Origin of the sequence: Stenotrophomonas sp. T8, assembly GCF_051853085.1 — a bacterium.
Classification (GTDB): domain Bacteria; phylum Pseudomonadota; class Gammaproteobacteria; order Xanthomonadales; family Xanthomonadaceae; genus Stenotrophomonas; species Stenotrophomonas sepilia.
In genome coordinates, this window is sequence record NZ_CP195329.1 from 4,192,490 (window position 1) to 4,209,380 (window position 16,891).

Consider the following 16,891-nt stretch of genomic DNA (forward strand, 5'->3'; position numbering starts at 1 on the left):
AAGGAGAAGTGCCAATGTTGGAGATGAATTCGGAACAGGTCGAGCTGGTTGACGGCGGAGCAATGTCCACCGAGAGCAAAATCGTAATTGCAGCCGGATGGCTCGTGTCGCCGGTGCTTGGCTTCGGTATGACCGTCGGCTACTACGTAAACGCAAAGTAATATCAAATTAATTTAACTGGGTATGGAGAGATAGCATGAAGGAAATGACGAACGAAGACGTGGCAATGGTCGAAGGTGGCTTCGTGCAGTTCCTAGCCCCGGCCATGGGCGCATATTTCATGGCTGGATACAACATCGGTAAGGATCTCGCTGCGCGCGATAACGCGCGCTGACGTGGCCACTCGCTCTTTCAATCAATAGAGAACAGAAATGGCGAAGAATAGAGGGCTTTACTCGGTTTTCGGGATCCTCTTGGCAGTTTTGGCGGTAGCAAGCGTTGGCTACTCAATGGGCAAGAGTCTCGCCCTTGCCGACAACGGCGCACCCGCAGCAACTAGTCACATCTGAAGTTAATGGTTGAGGGTGGGGTACGCCCCACCCTCAATCAAGCGGGTCATGGATGAAAAAGAAAATAAAAGTTGTACTTCAATCCGAGGCGGCGGAATGCGGTATCGCATGCGTGGTTATGCTTGCATCATACTTTGGCCACGGGATCGGGCTCTCTGAGGCCAGGCGGCGATTTCGAGTATCCCTCAAGGGCGCCAAGCTGAGCCAACTAATTGCCATGGCGCAGAATCTCGGGATGTCTGCCAGACCCGTCAGACTTGAAATGGAACATGTTCCGGACCTTAAACTTCCCTGCATCATTCACTGGAGGCTTAATCACTTCGTCGTGCTTACGAGCGTATCCGGAAAAAACATGACGATCATTGATCCGGCGATTGGTGAAAGACGCGTTTCGATCAGTGAGTTTAGCGATAGCTTTACCGGCGTGGCTCTAGAGGCCACACCAGCGTTCGGCTTCAAGAAGAAGAAAAGGCCGCCTCCTGTCTCTCTATCTGAGCTTACCGGGCCAGTTCATGGCTTACGTACCTCACTCGCGCAGATTGCCTTCCTCTCAATTGGCCTACAGGTCCTTTTGGCCATTGCACCCTTCTATATGCAGTGGGTCGTGGATCATGCGCTTGTGTCAGCTGACACGAACCTCCTTGCCGTATTGGGATTGGCCTTCGGCGTAGCGCTACTACTGCAAGTGGTCATCGGATTCTTTAGGGGATGGGCGGTCATTCACCTATCTGCACTGTTGGGGGTACAGTGGCTCGCAAACGTCTTTGCGCACGCGATTCGTCTGCCGATGGACTTCTTTGAGAGGCGTCACCTGGGCGACATCACTTCGCGCCTATCTTCCCTGCAAGCAATTCAGAAAACGCTGACAACGAGCTTCGTGGAGGCGCTAATCGATGGCCTGATGACGGCGGTAGCGCTGATTCTTATGTTCGTTTACAGCTGGAAGCTCGCACTAATCAGCGTCGGTGCCATGGCAGCCTATCTGGCGACAAGGGCATGTTTGTTCCAGCACCTTAGAGATCGTACCGAGCAGCAACTAGTAGCCGCGGCCAATCAAGAGACGCATCTCTTGGAATCCATTCGGGGAATTCAAAGTATCAAGGTGTCGGGCAAAGAGATTGGCAGGGAGACGACATTCTTGAATTTGATCCATACAAGCATGGATAAGGAAGTGCGGCTATCGCGCATTTCTCTGAGCTTCTTTTCAATAAGTCAAATGATTTTTGGAATCGAGCGCGTCGCTGCGATCTGGATTGGTGCGTGGCTAACTATTCAGGGGATATTTTCGGTTGGAATGTTGATCGCATATCTGGCGTACAAGGATCAGTTTTCCACAAGGGTGGGGTCCTTGGTTGACAAGTGGATTGAACTCCGAATGCTCCGCCTTCATGGTGAGCGCCTAGGGGATATCGTCCTGGAGGATTCAGAGAACCAAGTGCCGACGCTTGCGACGCCCGACACCAAGTTCGGCGACATTGCCGTTGCTGGCGTTGGATTCAGGTACTCAGAGAGCGAGCCCTGGATCATCAGAGATTGCAGCTTCACGATCCAGCAAGGCGAGTCAGTCGCAATCGTCGGCGCGTCAGGCGGAGGAAAGACAACGATGTTGAAGTTAATCCTTGGGCTGCTGAATCCGTCAGAAGGCTCAGTTCAAATAGATGGTATTGACATCCGCACGATTGGCGCAGCGAGGGTAAGGAGTCGCATTGGGACCGTCATGCAGGACGACCAGCTGTTTGCCGGCAGCATCGCTGAGAACATTTCATTCTTTGATCCAGAGATGGATACTGATCGAGTGAGATGGGCGGCGACTCTTGCCTGCGTCCACGACGATATTGTCAGCATGGCCCTTGGATATGATGGCCTTATAGGCGACATGGGAAGTTCGCTTTCTGGCGGACAAAAGCAAAGAATTGTTCTCGCGCGCGCGCTTTACAGAAAGCCGGATATCCTTGTTCTGGACGAGGCCACGAGCCACCTGGACGTCATGCGAGAGCAAGCCGTTAGCATTGCGGTGAGAGAACTCAACCTCACCCGCATCATAGTCGCCCACCGGCCAGAGACAATCGCCTCTGCGGATCGCGTTCTGGTTCTCGAAGGAGGACGAGTCGTTCAGGAGTTTCCCAGCAGCGCCATGGGCTTGCCACGGAGCAATGGAGAGAACTCTGCTTCATGCTAACAAGTGTGAATTACAGCTCACACTGCTTCCAATATGGCGTCCTCATCCGCATCTACTTCGAAAGAACTGGGCGGGGCTCAGACCACGTCCGTAGGCTGGCATGAGGCCACCAGCCGTATTGCATTATGCACTGGATACTAGTAGCAAGTGCCACCAAGCGGTGCACATGGGTTGTCATGTCCGCAATCAACCACGAGCGGATTCTCGCCATCAGTGGCCCAAAATCTTTACGCAAATGCATAACCGCCTGCGCGGCCCTACCGTTCGTCGGCCCATGACTTCCGGGGGGTTGACTACAGCTGTCGTCAAGCTGACAGTGACGACACGTGTAGTCAAGGGAGTGGTGTCATGCGCGGCAAGACCATCGGGGACCAGGAACTGGCCCTGCTGCAGTACATCGATGAACATGCGCCGGCCAGTGTCGGCGAGGTCGCCAGTGGCTACGGCGAGGCCCGTGGGCTGGCCCGTTCCACTGTGCTGACGATGATGGAGCGCCTGCGGGCGAAGGGGTATCTTCAGCGCCGGCAGCAGGACGGCGTCTACCGCTACCAGGCCACCCGTGGCCCGCAGAGCGTGCTGCAGGGCGCGGTGGCGCAGTTCGTCGACAACACCCTGCAGGGCTCGGTGTCGCCGTTCGTGGCCTATCTGTCGCAGCGGCAGCAGGTCAGCGACAACGAGCTGGCCGAGCTGGAAGCGCTGGTCGCCCAACTCCAATCGCGTCGCCACGAGGGCTGAGCCATGGACACCACGATGCTGATCCCGATGCTGGAACGCCTGGGCTGGACCAGCCTGCAGACCGTGCTGCTGGTGGCGCTGGTGTACGGCCTGTGCCGCGCGCTGCCGTCGCTGTCGGCGGCCACCCGCTGCCGCCTGTGGTGGCTGGTCTCGCTGCAGGCCGTGCTCGGCCTGTTCTGGAGCCAGCCGTTGCAGTTGGCCTGGCTGCCTGCCCCGCAGGCGGTGGCGATGACCGCGACCGACGTGGCCGCTGACATCGTCTACCCGCTGGCCCCGGAGGCCTCGGCACAGTTGCTGGCCGCGATGCCGATGCCTGCAGCGGACGCGCCGGCAGTGGCGTGGTGGGCCGTCGCACTGGCCGCGCTGTGGGCATCCGGCGTGCTGCTGATGGCGCTGCGTACCTTCGGTGAGTGGCGTCGCTGCCGCGCGCTGCTGGCAGCGGCCTATCCCTGCGAGGACCAGGCGTTGGTGCAGGCCCTGCAGCTGGCTTCCGATGCACATGGCGTGCGGCCTGCGCCGCGGTTGTGGATGAGCACGCAGGTGGACGCACCGCAGCTGGTCGGCCCGTTCCGCCCGGTGCTGCTGTTGCCGGCTGGCGACAATGCCCTGCAGGGCGACGCGCTGGACCTGGCCCTGACCCACGAACTGCAGCACCTGCAGCGGCGGGACCTGCAGTGGGGCCTGCTGCCTGCGCTGGCCCAGCACCTGTTCTTCTTCCATCCGCTGCTGCGCCTGTCGGTGCGTGAATATGCACAAGCGCGCGAAGAAGCGGTGGACGCGGCGGTGGTGGGCCAGCACGCTGCCAGCCGCCAGGCCTATGGCCGTCTGCTGCTGCAGCTGGGGGTGGCACCGCAGCCGCACCTGGGCGTGGCCAGTGCCGCACCGGATGCCACCAGCCTCAAGCGTCGCCTGCTCTCGCTGCAGCCGCGCCGGGCCTGCCCGCGCATCCTGGCGATGGCGCTGACTGCTGTGGTGGTGGTGGTGGGCGTGGCGCCGATGCGACTGGTCGCAGCGCCGGTGCCGCCGGCACCGCCCGCGCCACCGGCGGCACCCAAGGTCGTGGCGCCAGCACCGCCGAAGGCTCCCAAGGCTCCGGCCGCACCGCCATCCGCCGCGGGCGTGCCGGCGGCCCCGGCCGCGCCTGCAGCACCGGCCGCGCCGGCCGAACCCGCTGACGCGACCGGGCCCGACGATGCCGATGTGGCCGATGTCGACGATGCCACGGGCATGGCCGAAGACGATGAAGGCGCGACGTCGGCCGCCACCTCCATCACCACCTACGGTCGCCTCGACCTGGGCAGGTCGCCCCGGGAGGCCTTCGTTCTGGTTGATGGTGATTCGACCTTCGCCAACGGCGGCATGGACGACGTGACGGTGGCCCGCAGGCAGCTCGGCAAGGGCCCGGCGTTGTGGTTCCGCCAGGGTGACAAGCGCTACGTGGTGCGTGACCCGATGCTGATCCAGACGCTGCAGCGTGCCTACAGCGGTGCCGTAGAGCTGGGCCGCCAGCAGAGCGAACTGGGCCGCCAGCAAAGCCTGTTGGGTCGCCGGCAGGGCGAACTCGGCAGGCAGATGGGTGAAATGGGCCGCCTGCAGGGCGAGGAATCGCGCCGCATCGCACTGATCGCCGCCGAGGCCGCGCGCAGTGCGATGGCCGCGCATGACATCAACCGCGAGGCGGCGGCGGAAGCGGCAAAGGCAGCGCGCGGTGCAACCAGCGACGTGGCCGTTGCGCGTGAGGCTGCACGCGAGGCCGCCGCCGAGGCACGCCGTGCGATGCAGGAAGCCCGCAGCGAGGCCGGGCAGTCCGGCCGCACTCGTGACATGCAGCGCCTGGCCAGCCAGCAGTCTGAACTGGCCAGCCGCCAGGCAGCGCTGGGCAGCCAGCAGGCCGCCTTGGGCGAGCGCCAGGCACGCGTGCATGCCCAAGCGTCGCAGCAGGCGCAGCAGGTGATCGCGCGCGCCTTGGCCAGCGGCAAGGCCGAGCGACTCTGATCGGTAGTGCCGGCCAGCGGCCGGCACTGCCCTGGGGCGATCAACCGCAGCTGGCGCGCTCGATCCGGTTCTGCGCATCCACCTGCACCGTCACGCGGTCCTGGCGGAAGTCCATGGTCACCGCCATGCCCGGCTTGACCACCCGTGCACCGCGCGCGCCGCTGGCGGCCACCAGCTTCTTGATGGTGGCTTCGTCAGCCGTCTTGCCGGTGAAGGCCTCGAGCGCCTCCGGCTTGCATTCGTGCGCGGCGTCGGCCACGGGCGCCGGCGTGGGATCGTGGGCGGTGCTGCCGCCGGCGTGACTGCAGGCGGCCAAGGGCAGGATGGCGAGCAGGACAAGGGGACTGGGACGCATCGTCGGGCTCCAGGCGTGGATGGTGGTGGCAGTGTCACCGCTGCCACCGTCAGGGCATGTCAACGCGGCCCCGTGTCATTACTGCCCGACCAGCGCCAGTGTCTCGCGCTCGCGCTGTTCCTCGCGCACCAGCCGCTGCAGCAGCAGGGCCAGGGTCACCACGTCCTGGTGATTGTGGTCGGCCACCCGGCGCAGGTTCACCGCGTCGCCGCCTCGCAGGAAGCGCAACCACGCACCGGGTGCCTCCGAGCCCGGCAGATCGTCCTCGCGCACCACGCGCAGCAGCTGGCGTTCGATGGTGGACAGCTTGCAGTTCTCCCACGTGCCGCGATAGCGGCGGCGGGTGGGGTAGAGCAGGTCGACATGGTCCAGCGCGCTGATCGGGTCGCGTCGCCGGGCAAGCCGGTAACGCGCTTTCAGCAGCGGTGCGTCATAGCTGCGGCCGTTGTAGCTGCAGAACACGGTGGACGGTTGCAGCCAGCCGGCGAAGGTGGCCAGCATCGCGTCCTCGGCGGCCATGGTGGCCATCAGCAGCTGGCGGATGCGCAGGCCTTCGCCACGCCGCGGGCACACATGCCAGTCCGCAGCGCCGATCATGAAGGCGCGGGTGCCGGTGCCGCCGGCCAGGCCGGTGGTTTCGGTATCGAAGAACAGCAGGTCACGCGCAGCCACGTGCTCGCCGTCGCGACGGGCGAAATCAAGCGACAGCGGTTGTGCCGGGATCGCCTGCGGCTGCAGCGATTCGATCAGGAACAGGCCCGGTGCGATCTCCTCACCTGGCAACTGACGGTCCTGTGCGCTGGCGCGAGCAGGAGCGGCGCCGCCGCGCGTGCGCAGGCCGAGCAGGCGATGCAGGCTGCCCACTTCGGGCCGACGCAGTGCGGGCTGCGCCGTGGCAGATGCCGCAGCGCCGGTCGGCTTGTGGCGGATCTCCTGCTCGACCCAGGCGAACACCGAACGCTCGGCCGGTGGTTGCCGCGCATCGTTGGCGGCCATGGGTGCCGGTGGCGCAGGGGGCACGTCCGGCACGGCCGGTGTGCTCGCCTTCGGGTCGCCGGCCTGCCTGCGCAGCAGGCGCAGCTTGTCCAGGCTCAGGCTCACGGTGCCAGCAGCTCCATCGGATCGCGCGTGGTCACCACCACGTCGGGTACGTGCCGGCAGGCCTCGGCGTCGAACAGGTCGAGCACGCGCAATGCCAGCGCACGTGGCGAGGTTTCATCCTCTTCCTGTGCAGCCAGCACCGGGCCGACGCAGGCCGGGCAGCCGGCCTTGCAGTCGCAGCGTTGCACCAGTTCGCGCGCGCGCTGCACCAGTTCGGCCTGGCGCTGCCACAGCGGTTCGCTGAGGCCGACGCCGCCGGGGAAGTTGTCGTACAGGTACACGGTGGGCACGAACTCCTGCAGCAGCTCCACCCCACCGGGATCGCCCTCGCTGCCGCGCAGCTGGCCGCGGCCGCTCTGGTCGGCGATCGCGAACCAGGAACCATCGCCGTTGCCCACCGACTTCTGCAGGTCGCGCGCATCGGCCATCACCGCCACGGTGGCGACGATGTGCAGCGCATACGCCGCACCGAGGAAGCCATCGAGCGCATCCTGCCTGCTGGCGAACGCGCGCAGCAGCAGTGCCTGCGGCAGCTGCCACCACACTGCGGTGGTGTGCAGTTCCTGGTCGGGCAGGTTCACCGGGCCGTAGCCGATGTTCTCGTGGGTGTAGTAGCGGATCTTCTTGTAGCCGGCCACGCGCCGCACCACGTGCACTTCGCCATGGTGCGAATCGCCCCGGCCGGCCACGCCGCCATCGAAACGGTCAAGCACCTTGAGCTTGGTGAAGTCGATGCTGTCGGTGTAGTAGTCCACGTGGGTGCGGGTGACGTAGGCCTTGCGCCCCTCCCAGTCCAGCGTCTCCACCTGGTACGGCGTGGACTGCACCATGTGGATGGCGCCCTCGTACAGGGTGAGCGCGGCGGCGGAGTAATCGACCTCGGCGATGATCTGCTGGCGGCCATCGCTGCGGTCGACCACCACGAAGTTGCCGTCGGCCACCGCACGCAGGCTGACCGCGTTGGCCGGATAGCTGTCGGCGATCCATTCCCAGCGCTCGCCTTCGCGGTGGATGACTTCGGTTTCGGCCAGCGCTTCCAGGAATACCTCCGGATCGATCGGGCCGAAGCCATCGCCGACCCGGAACGGCAGTTCAAAGGCCGCGCAGCGGATATGGTCGAACAGGATCAGCGGCTGGTCTGGCGCAATGCGCGCATGTTCGGGCGAGGCTTCGGCGAAGAAGTCCGGGTGCCGCACCACGTACTGGTCCAGCGGCTGCGAACTGGCCACCATCACGCCGAGTGCGGGTTGCTGGCGGCGACCGGCACGACCGAAACGCTGCCAGGTGGCGGCCACGCTGCCGGGGTAGCCATTGAGGATGACCACGTCCAGGCTGCCGATATCCACGCCCAGTTCCAGCGCCGAGGTGCTGACGATGCCGTCGATGTTGCCGGCACGCATCGCACGCTCGGTCTCGCGGCGTTCGGTGGGCAGATAACCGCCGCGGTAGGCGCGGATGCGGGGCGGCTTGCGCGGGTCGTGGTCGAAGATGTCCTTCAGGTACTTGGTCAGCACCTCGACCATCAACCGGGTCTGCGCGAACACCAGGGTCTTCAGCCCGGACTTGATCGCGATGCGCGCGATGCGGTTGCTCTGCGAGCGCGCCGAGGCACGCAGGCCCAGGTCGGGGTTGATCACCGGCGGGTTCCACAGCAGCACCTGCTTCGGCCCGGTGGGCGCGCCGGATTCGGTGACGGCGGTGACCGGTGCCTCGATCAACGCCTCGGCATGTGCCTGCGGGTTGCCGATGGTGGCCGAGCACAGGATGAACTGCGGTTGCACGCCATAGAACGCGCAGATGCGCTTGAGCCGGCGCAGCACGTTGGTGACGTGGCTGCCGAACACGCCGCGATAGGTGTGCACCTCGTCGATGACGATGTAGCGCAGGTTCTCGAAGAACTGTGCCCACTTGGTGTGATGCGGCAGGATGGCCTGGTGCAGCATGTCCGGGTTGGACACCACGATGTCGCCATGCAGGCGGATCGCCTGGCGCGCATCGCCGGGGGTGTCGCCGTCGAAGGTGAAGGCCTTGACGCCGAGATCGCCGGCACGATTGAGTTCCAGCAGCTCGGCCACCTGGTCCTGGGCCAGTGCTTTGGTCGGGAACAGGTACAGCGCCTTGGCCTTGTCCTGCATGGCCGCGCTGACCACCGGCAGGGTGTAGCACAGCGACTTGCCGCTGGCGGTGGGGGTGACGATGGCTACGTGCTCGCCGCGCTGGCTGGCCTCCCAGGCTTCGGCCTGGTGGCTGTAGAGCTGCTCGATGCCACGTGCCTTCAGTGCAGCGGCCAGCGCCGGTGGTACCGAGTCGGGAATGGGCGCGTAGCGGCCTTCACGGCCGGGAATGGCGAAGCTGCCGGTGATGCGGTCCTGGTAGCGGCGCTGCAGGCGCGCGCTGAGCAGAGCGCCGTCGCGGGCGGGCAGGCCATCGCGGGTGGCGAGCTTCTGCTCGGCATCGGCGGTGCGCTTGGCGAGTTCGTAGGCCATGGAAGAGGAAGCGGGGACGGATTGCGAGGGGTCACATGGCACCACATCCATGTCTCAGGATGTGAGACACCACACACGGAGACGTGAACCGTTCAGTGCTCGCGTCCCGTGGTGTGGCCGCATCTCCCTTGGCTGAACAGCGGCCAGTGCAGCAACGAAATCTGAAGCCGGCATCCGTATGCTTGGGCGCTGGACGCAACCAAAGGGTGGATGGCTGTGGCACGACGTGGAACGCAGGGAGCACTCCTGGCCGGCATGCTGCTGACCGGCATCGTACAGGCGCAACAGGCTGCGCCGGTGGCGGTGCCCGATCCTGCACCCGTTCCCCCTGAAGATGCGCCGCCTGCCCCCACCGCACCGATCTCCACCACCTTGCCGCAGGACAACGTCACCACCCTCGGCGAAGTGCGTGCGCTCAAGCCCGATGACGAGCCGCTGGACCTGTACCGCTTCAAGAACCCGGTGAAGTTCGGCGATAACCGCTTCAGCCGCGACTGGAGCGAACCGCCATCGCCGGAGCAGGTCAGCATGGGCGGTGGCTACATCATGATGGGCGTGGTCAAGGGTGTGCTGGCGGCAGCCAAAGGCATCAACAAACTCACCGGCGGTCCCGACCAGATCCAGGCGGCCGTGGCGCGGCCACCCCCAGAGCTCAGTGCCGAACAGCAGCAGCGCGCGCTGCGGTTCTCACAGGAGCAGGATGCCGGCGACACAGCGCCAGTGAAGTAGGCCGGTATATCCTGCGGGCTCCCCCACCAGTAATGCTGTCATGTCCCTGCGTTCATTCTGCCTGCTGGCCGCGTTGCTGCCGGCCTCCGCCTTCGCGTCCGGTATCGCCGATGGCGGCGCCTGCCGCAATGGCGCGTTCCCCTCCCAACAGAGCCGGTTCGCGCTGGCGCGGGTGGTTGATGCACCGCGCCTGTACCTGCTCGGCGACATGGAGGGCTGCCCCGCCAAGGGCGAACCGGCCTGCCGCCAGCGCAGCTATGTGGTCAACGGCGATACGGTGGTGACCGGTCGCGACCTGGGCCGTTACCGCTGCGCGTTCTTCCCCAACAAGGTGGGCGGCAGCGCCGGCTGGGTCGACCGCAGCAAGCTGCAGCCGTTGCCGGTGGCCGTGCCCACGCTGCAGGACTGGACGGGCCACTGGAAAGATGGCGACAACGGCCTGCGCATCACGGTGCAGGGTGGACAGCTGCATGTGGATGGCGACGCCTACTGGCCCTCCGCCAACCCCACGCCGGAACAGCGCCCGTATGGGCCGAACCTGGGCCAGGTGGAAGCGCGTGCCACACCGCAGGGTGCCGATGTCGAGTTCGCCGAGGATACGTGCCGGGTGCGTGTGCACTCGCTGGGTGAGGTGCTGATCGTGGCCGACAACAGCGAATGCGGTGGCATGAACGTGCGCTTCAATGGCGTGTACCGGCGCGCGGGAACGCGTTGACCCCGCCGAAAGACGCCAGCCAAGGTTGGCGTCCACCAGGGCAACCGGCCAGTAGATCCACGCCATGCGTGGATGCCGCCCGCGATCCCATCGTCGCGGTCAGCGCCGCCGCTCCAACCACCACAGCAGGGATGCGCACAGCACGAACGCCAGCCACCACGGCCAGCGCGATCCCGGCACGGGTTGCATCAGCGACGCGGTTGCCGGGGAGCTGCCCGCCAGCGCCTGCGTGGTTGCATCGATCATTGCCTGCTGATGCAGCGCGGGCGCGTCCTTCGGGTCGAACGCATAGCGCCAGAGGGTAGCGTCACCGTGCTGCAGGCGCTGCCAGCCCGCCTCGCGCGGCCACCAGCCCGCGCAACGCAGGTCTGACGTCGCGCCATCGACGATCAGCGGCGTGCCTTCGCCGCGTGCGTTGAAGGCTTGCAGCGGCGCCTGCACGCCGCACAGCGCCTGCCGTTCGCCCGCCCAGCTGATCGGCTGTGGCGACCACAGCGCCTCAGCGCTGCCCTGCGCCCGCGCCAGCGTGGCAACCACGCCGCTCCACAGTTCGCCGTGGCGGTCATCGCGGCCGGCCAGCACCCAGCGCCAACTGTCGGTGATGGGCAGCAGGCCGATGCGGCCTTTGCCGGTAGCGCGCCAGCCACCGACAGCCTTGCCGGTGCGATCGTGCAGCAGCGCGTTGCTGCCAGGTACCTGCAGCCCCAGTGCTTCCAGTGTGGGCAGCGCGGCGTCGTGCGAACTGCGGTCTGCCTCTTCGCCGTAGCCGGTCGGCAGCGTACCCGCGGCGAGCGGGCCACGTCGTGCGGCGAGGACCGCGCTCTCGCCGTCGCCGGGAAGTTCGAGGACCTGGCTGCTGCCATCACCCCGCAGCGGCAGGCCCAGATCGTGCAGGCGCTGGCGCGCGCTGGCCGAAGGCGCGCCCGCACTGCGTACCAGCACGCCCAGTCCTTCGCGCAGCGCCTGCCGCACAGCGGCCAGCTGGGCGGCATTCAATGCCGCCAGGCTGCGCTCGTCCAGCAGCAGCAGATCGCTGCGCGCCAGCGACGCCGCGTCCAGCGGCAAGGCGCCGTCGCCGACGCTCATGCCGGCACCGGTATCGGCCTGCACCTGCACGCGGATGCCGGCATCGGCTGCCCAGCGGCGCAGGTACTTCAGTTCGGGGCCCGGCGCGCTGGCGCGTACCTGCAGGCGCAACGGCGCCGCCGGCAGGGTCTGCTGCGGCACCGGCACGTTGTCCACCACATGGCCGTCGGCATCGAGCAGGCGCAGCTGGAACACGCTGCGGCCTTCGGCGCGGGTGATGCCACTCAACTGAACGTGGCCATCGTCGGCAACATCCGCGCGATCGACCACGCTGCCGGCCGGGTCGAGCAGTTCCGCCTTTGCCCTGGCAACGCCACGCGCCTGTGCCTGTACCTCGAAGCGTGCGCCGGGCGCGGCGTCGGCCGGTGGCTGCAAGGCGACCCAGCCGCGCGGCGGTGCTGTCGGCTGCCAACGTACGTCGCGTGGCAGTACTGCGTCGCGGTCACGCGCGACCAGGCCGGCACCAACCAGCGTCAGCGTGGAGGCCGGATGCTGCCGCAGCGCGGTGGCCAGGTCGGGTACGCGCTTTGCGCCGGGCACATCGGCAGCTTCCGGCAACAGCCACAGCGGACCTTCGCTGGCCGGGAACGCGCCGGCCCTGCTGGCATCGATTCCGAGCACAACCAGCCCGCCTGCGGGTTGCTGGCGGGTGGGCGGCACCAGGCAGAAATACAGCAGCGTGGCGACGATGACCTGCAGTCCGATCACCCCCCAGCGGCGGCCACGGTGCGTGGTGTTGTTGCGCGACTGGCGAACGCTGGCGATCGCCACGATCACAGCGAGTGCCAGGACGATCCACAGGTTCAGGCCGGAGGGGTTCATGGCTGCGCCTCCAGCGCGTCCAGGTAGCGCTGGCCCATCGCATCGGCGGCACCGCGCCGCATCGCCTGCGGCAGTGGACGCTGCAGCGCCCGCCACAACTGAGCGCGCAGGCGCTGGCGGCAGTCGCGGCAACCGGGCTCGATGCGCAGCTGCTCGATGGCGGCAGCCAGATCCAGCGCATCGGGCAGGTAGGCGGCATTGCGCTGCTGCCAGGCAGCGAGTGCATCGAGGTCGGGCACGCTGGTGTCATCACCGAGGCGCTGCCAGGCTTCAACGATGGCCCGGTCGGGCGGGGTTCGTGCGGCCAACGGCAGTTCACGACTGGCCAGTCCGGCGCGATCACCGCCGAGGCGACGGCCTTCATCGATCGGTGGCAGTTCTGGCCCGACCCGGGCCAGATAGATGCGTTCGGCCTGCTGCACCTGCTTGATGAAACCCAGCGCCTTGTAGGCAAACGGCAACGCCTGCTCTGGCCGGCCCTGGCGCAGCTCGCCTTCGGCCGACCACATCTGGTCCAGCGCGGCCTTCAGCGTGGCCCGGGTCTGCGGGTCGAGCAGGGTCGCGGCCTCGGCATGGTCATGGGTGTGGCCGTATTCGGAGAGCACATCGGTGGCGCTGCCGAACACCGGTGGCGAATCGGCATTGGACGCCTTGCCGCCGTGATCGTGGCCATGCTCATCGTGTGCCCCGGCCTCGGTGCCATGGTCGTGCTCGTGCTCGTCGTCGTGGCTGCCTGCAGCTGGCGCATCGCTGGTGGGCAGGTCGCTGGTCGGCGGCGGCTTCGGTGCGCCTTCGCTTTCCTCACCCAGGAACTGGCCGTAGCGCAGGCGCAGGATGCGCTGGTCGACACCGATCGCATCGCTGCGCTTCACGAAGTCCTCGGCGGCGAGGATGCGTCGCTGCCGGATCAGCGCTTCGGCATCGATGATGATCTGCCGCTGGCTGCGGAAGTAGGCCGGCAGCGTCTTCTTGATGCGGCCTTCCAGTTCGGCACCGAGTGCAACCTCGGCGCTGGGCAGGCGCAGGATCACGCTGCTGCTGCGCCCGGCCTGCGGTGTTGGCGCGTGGTTGTCGCGTACTTCCAGCTGGGCGATGACATCGCTGCCGGGCTGCGCGCCCAGCGCAGCCAGGTCGAGGCTGTGCGCGAAACGCCGTGCAGTTGCTTCGCCGCTGCCGGTGAGGCCGACACTGCGGCGAACGAAGGTGATGTTCTCGCCGCTGCCCTGGGTAATGGTGATCGACAGCGTTGCCTGCGTGGCCACGGCGTAGTCATCGCTGGCTTCGAAGCGCAACGACCACTGGCGTTGCCCGGGCGTGCCCAGCACCAGGGTCGCGGCGGGCTCCAGCACGCGCACGCTGGGCGCACGATCAGCGACCACGTCCAGGCGATGCAGGCGGGTCTGGGCCAGTGCAGGTTCGCTCACCACGCGGTACAGCACAGGCACGCGCGCCACATCCTGCGCCAGCCACTGCCCATCCTGCTCGCTCAGCGGCAGCCGGCGGCCGTCGTGGAACTGCAGCCATGCCTTGTCCGGCGCGCGATCGAAGCGCAACGACCACGACAGCCGGCTGTCCGCGGCGACCTTGGCATCCAGCGCGTTCTGGGTGCGCGTGGCCTGGCCGGTATAGGCCGGTGCGTCGATCCGCAGGCGCGTGGACTGAAGGTGCAGCGGGCCGGCGGCAGCCGTGCTGACAGGCGCCGATGTGCGGGCCGGCGCGGAGTCGGGGCCGGAACGTGACCAGCCGAATGCCAGCGCAGTGATCGCCAGGCCTGCGACCCAGCTCAGGGCCAACGCCCTGCGCGGCCAGCGCTGACGCAGGTCCGGTGTCGCGCGCTCCAGCGTGGCCAGCACATGCGCGCGCTGGCGCTGCTGCAGCGGATTGAGCATGGCGGCATCGGCGAACAGCAGGTCGGCACTGTCCTCGCTGGCACCGCTGGCATCAAGCTGGCGCTGCACCCACTGTGGGTCCAGCTGGCGGGCATGTGCCGTGGCGAGCGCTGCGCAGGCGAGCGCGCTGACGGTGCCGACCACGCAGGCGATATCGAAGCCCGCCAGACGCAGCACCAGCGTCGTCGCGGCCAGCGCCCATGGCAGGCCCAGCAGCAGGGTAACGAGTGCACGTCGACGGCGTGCGCGTTGCCAGGCGTGCTGCAGGGTGTTCATGCGGCCACCCTGCGCCGGCGACTGCTGGCCATCCAGCGCTCCAGCGCGAACAGCAGCACGATGGCCAGCAGCAACCACGTGGTTGGCTCACGCGCTGGGGGCGCTATGGCGGGCAGTGCGGCCCGGCGTGGTGCCTGGTCCTGTGCATCGCCGAGGCGCGGTGACGCTGGCGGTTGCAGCGCCAGCAGCAGGGCACGCGGCAACCGCGGGTCGCGCAGCGCTGCGTTGCCTGAGGCATCCCAGTCGCCGGGTAGTGACAGCAGGACGCCGTGGCCGATGCGCTGTTGCCACAGCACTGGTGAGCCGTCGGCGTTGCGCAGCAGGATGCCGGCGTCGCCAGCAGGCTTGCCGGCGCTCACTGCACGACCGCCGTGGCGCAGCCATGCCTGCCAGCTCGCCGGCAGTGCATCGCTGCGGCTCCATACGCCGATCTCGCCGCGTTCGGGCAGGGCATCGGCCGACAGAGGAGCGAGCGGCGCCTGCATGCCCCACGCGCGCTGCAGTGCGTTCACCCAGTGCTGGGCGGCGGCCGGCGCATCGCTGTGCACGCGCAGACGCGGCACCGTCGCGGCACTCGGTTGCGGAGTGGCCGGTACCGGTTGCGGCCGCCACTGCACTTCGCGCGACAGCTGCAGGCGGGTGCCGTCCAGACCGGGCAGGGGATCGGGAACGTGCACGGTCAACGCGGTGCCCGCGGGCAGCTGTGCGTCCAACTCGCGCAGCAGGCTGGGCAGCGATGCGCTGGATGCCGGCGGTGCCTGATCGATGGTGGGGAAGCCGGGTGCCAGCCAGTGCCAGTTGCCCTCTTCGGCGGTGCCGCGCAGTGCGGCGGCGTCCAATCCGGGAGCCACTACCGTCCACTCGGTGGGGACGGGCGCGGGGCCGGTCAATGCAGGGCGTGCCAGCAGCAAGGCCAATGCGGCCAGCAGCAACAGGCGCAGCAGCAGCAACGGCCAGTCATCGAAGCGGATGCGCTGGCGCGGGCGGATCTGCGCGCGCAGCCAGCGCAGCGCGGCGAAATCCAGCGGCGTGTACGGATGGCGCCGGGCCAGATGGATCAGCAGCGGTAGCAACCACGCAGCGAGCGCGGCCAGGCCCAACGGGAACAGCAGGGTCATGCACTGCCCCCACGGCCGAACAGCGCCTGCAGGGGTTGATCCAACGGCTGGTCGAGCCAGCCGGTGGCACTGGCAATGCCGCTGGCCTGCAGGCGCGACTGCAATGCGTTGCGTGCGTCAGCGAAGCGCTGCAGGTAGTCGGCGCGGATCGCCGCGCCATCGCCCAGCAGTTCCTCGCCGGTCTCCGGATCGCGGAAGCGATGGCCGGCGTCGAACGGGAAATCGCGCTCGTCGGCGGTCAGGATCTGCAGCAGTGCCACTTCACGGCGTGCGCTGGCCAGTTGCTCCAGCAGCACGATGCAGGCCGCGTCGAAGCCATCACCCATCGCCAGCAGCAGGTCGCCCGGGCGCACGCGCTCCCACAGTGGCCGCAGGCGTTCGGCCGCGGGCCAGGTGCCGCGCGCCTGCAGGGCATGCAGTTGCAGATGCACGCGATCACGCTGGCGTGCGCCGTTCGCCGCGGGCACCAGCTGCAGTCCATCGCCATTGATCGCCAGCAGGCCGAAACGGTCGCCCTGCTGCAGCGCCAGTTCCACCACGCAGGCGGCCACGCCGCGCATGTGATCCAGGCGCGTGCGCTGCGGTGCCGCGCGATCGGCCTGGCCGGCCGAGGCGGTGGCATCGAGCAACAGCCAGACCGTGATCGGGCTTTCGCGTTCGGATTCGCGCACGAAGAAGCGGTCCGAACGCGCGTACAGCTTCCAGTCGATCTGGCGCAGCTCGTCGCCCGGTTCGTAGGCCCGGTACTGGGCGAACTCGAGGCCGGCACCGCGGCTGCGGCTGGCGTGCTGGCCGATGCCACTGGCACCGCTGGCCAGGCGCGGCCGCAGCCGCAGCAGGCGCAGGCGCGCACGCAGTTCCGGTGGCAAGGTCAGCGGGGTACCGGCGTTCACGCG

The 16,891-nt window shown here is 67.2% G+C and carries 14 protein-coding genes; 7 read left to right on the forward strand and 7 right to left on the reverse strand.

Annotated elements, in window-relative coordinates; all coding sequences use genetic code 11:
* The first annotated feature begins 14 nt into the window (after nucleotides 1–14).
* The 5 genes from ACSDHM_RS19335 to ACSDHM_RS19355 all read left to right on the forward strand — a co-directional run bounded on the left by ACSDHM_RS19335 (nucleotide 15) and on the right by ACSDHM_RS19355 (nucleotide 5,418).
* Nucleotides 15–161, forward strand: coding sequence for a hypothetical protein (locus tag ACSDHM_RS19335; RefSeq protein ID WP_164090260.1), 147 nt, complete (start codon nucleotides 15–17; stop codon nucleotides 159–161).
* Nucleotides 162–196: 35 nt separating this feature from the next.
* Nucleotides 197–334 (forward strand): class IIb bacteriocin, lactobin A/cerein 7B family, encoded by a 138-nt coding sequence (locus tag ACSDHM_RS19340; protein WP_164090259.1) that lies wholly within the window; start codon nucleotides 197–199, stop codon nucleotides 332–334.
* 239 nt (nucleotides 335–573) lie between these two features.
* The gene (locus ACSDHM_RS19345) at nucleotides 574–2,688 is read left to right on the forward strand and encodes a peptidase domain-containing ABC transporter (protein WP_439426988.1); all 2,115 of its coding nucleotides are present in this window, start codon (nucleotides 574–576) and stop codon (nucleotides 2,686–2,688) included.
* Between the two features lie 348 nt (nucleotides 2,689–3,036).
* A complete protein-coding gene (locus tag ACSDHM_RS19350) occupies nucleotides 3,037–3,423 on the forward strand; it encodes a BlaI/MecI/CopY family transcriptional regulator (protein WP_019661969.1) in 387 nt (128 codons plus the stop codon).
* Nucleotides 3,424–3,426: 3 nt separating this feature from the next.
* The gene (locus tag ACSDHM_RS19355; RefSeq protein ID WP_438915001.1) at nucleotides 3,427–5,418 is read left to right on the forward strand and encodes a M56 family metallopeptidase; all 1,992 of its coding nucleotides are present in this window, start codon (nucleotides 3,427–3,429) and stop codon (nucleotides 5,416–5,418) included.
* Between the two features lie 40 nt (nucleotides 5,419–5,458).
* Here the strand turns inward: ACSDHM_RS19355 and ACSDHM_RS19360 are convergent, their stop codons facing one another.
* From ACSDHM_RS19360 to ACSDHM_RS19370, 3 genes are all read right to left on the reverse strand, one after another.
* Nucleotides 5,459–5,773, reverse strand: coding sequence for an I78 family peptidase inhibitor (locus ACSDHM_RS19360; RefSeq protein ID WP_072167401.1), 315 nt, complete (start codon nucleotides 5,771–5,773; stop codon nucleotides 5,459–5,461).
* 78 nt (nucleotides 5,774–5,851) lie between these two features.
* Nucleotides 5,852–6,874 (reverse strand): ribonuclease H-like domain-containing protein, encoded by a 1,023-nt coding sequence (locus ACSDHM_RS19365; protein ID WP_088496777.1) that lies wholly within the window; start codon nucleotides 6,872–6,874, stop codon nucleotides 5,852–5,854.
* Nucleotides 6,871–9,360 (reverse strand): DEAD/DEAH box helicase, encoded by a 2,490-nt coding sequence (locus ACSDHM_RS19370; protein WP_262220136.1) that lies wholly within the window; start codon nucleotides 9,358–9,360, stop codon nucleotides 6,871–6,873. Before ACSDHM_RS19370 ends, ACSDHM_RS19365 begins: the two co-directional genes overlap by 4 nt.
* 210 nt (nucleotides 9,361–9,570) lie before the next feature.
* Between ACSDHM_RS19370 and ACSDHM_RS19375 the strand changes: the two genes are divergently transcribed.
* Nucleotides 9,571–10,089 carry a hypothetical protein gene (locus ACSDHM_RS19375; protein ID WP_061479909.1) on the forward strand — a complete coding sequence of 173 codons (519 nt, stop codon included), beginning with the start codon at nucleotides 9,571–9,573 and terminating at the stop codon, nucleotides 10,087–10,089.
* Nucleotides 10,090–10,129: 40 nt separating this feature from the next.
* Nucleotides 10,130–10,804, forward strand: a complete 675-nt coding sequence (locus tag ACSDHM_RS19380; RefSeq protein WP_072167397.1) for a hypothetical protein — start codon at nucleotides 10,130–10,132, stop codon at nucleotides 10,802–10,804.
* Between the two features lie 99 nt (nucleotides 10,805–10,903).
* Here ACSDHM_RS19380 and ACSDHM_RS19385 read toward each other — a convergent pair whose 3' ends face one another.
* The 4 genes from ACSDHM_RS19385 to ACSDHM_RS19400 are packed head-to-tail and all read right to left on the reverse strand — an operon-like array spanning nucleotide 10,904 to nucleotide 16,888.
* Complete coding sequence (locus ACSDHM_RS19385; RefSeq protein WP_439426507.1) at nucleotides 10,904–12,712, reverse strand: hypothetical protein; 1,809 nt, start codon at nucleotides 12,710–12,712, stop codon at nucleotides 10,904–10,906.
* Nucleotides 12,709–14,877, reverse strand: a complete 2,169-nt coding sequence (locus ACSDHM_RS19390; protein WP_439426508.1) for a hypothetical protein — start codon at nucleotides 14,875–14,877, stop codon at nucleotides 12,709–12,711. The genes ACSDHM_RS19385 and ACSDHM_RS19390 overlap by 4 nt, the downstream gene beginning before the upstream one ends.
* Nucleotides 14,874–15,995: a BatA domain-containing protein gene (locus ACSDHM_RS19395; RefSeq protein ID WP_227836867.1), complete on the reverse strand. Its 1,122-nt coding sequence runs from the start codon at nucleotides 15,993–15,995 to the stop codon at nucleotides 14,874–14,876. The genes ACSDHM_RS19390 and ACSDHM_RS19395 overlap by 4 nt, the downstream gene beginning before the upstream one ends.
* Nucleotides 15,992–16,888, reverse strand: a complete 897-nt coding sequence (locus tag ACSDHM_RS19400; RefSeq protein ID WP_072167393.1) for a DUF58 domain-containing protein — start codon at nucleotides 16,886–16,888, stop codon at nucleotides 15,992–15,994. Before ACSDHM_RS19400 ends, ACSDHM_RS19395 begins: the two co-directional genes overlap by 4 nt.
* Nucleotides 16,889–16,891: the final 3 nt, after the last annotated feature.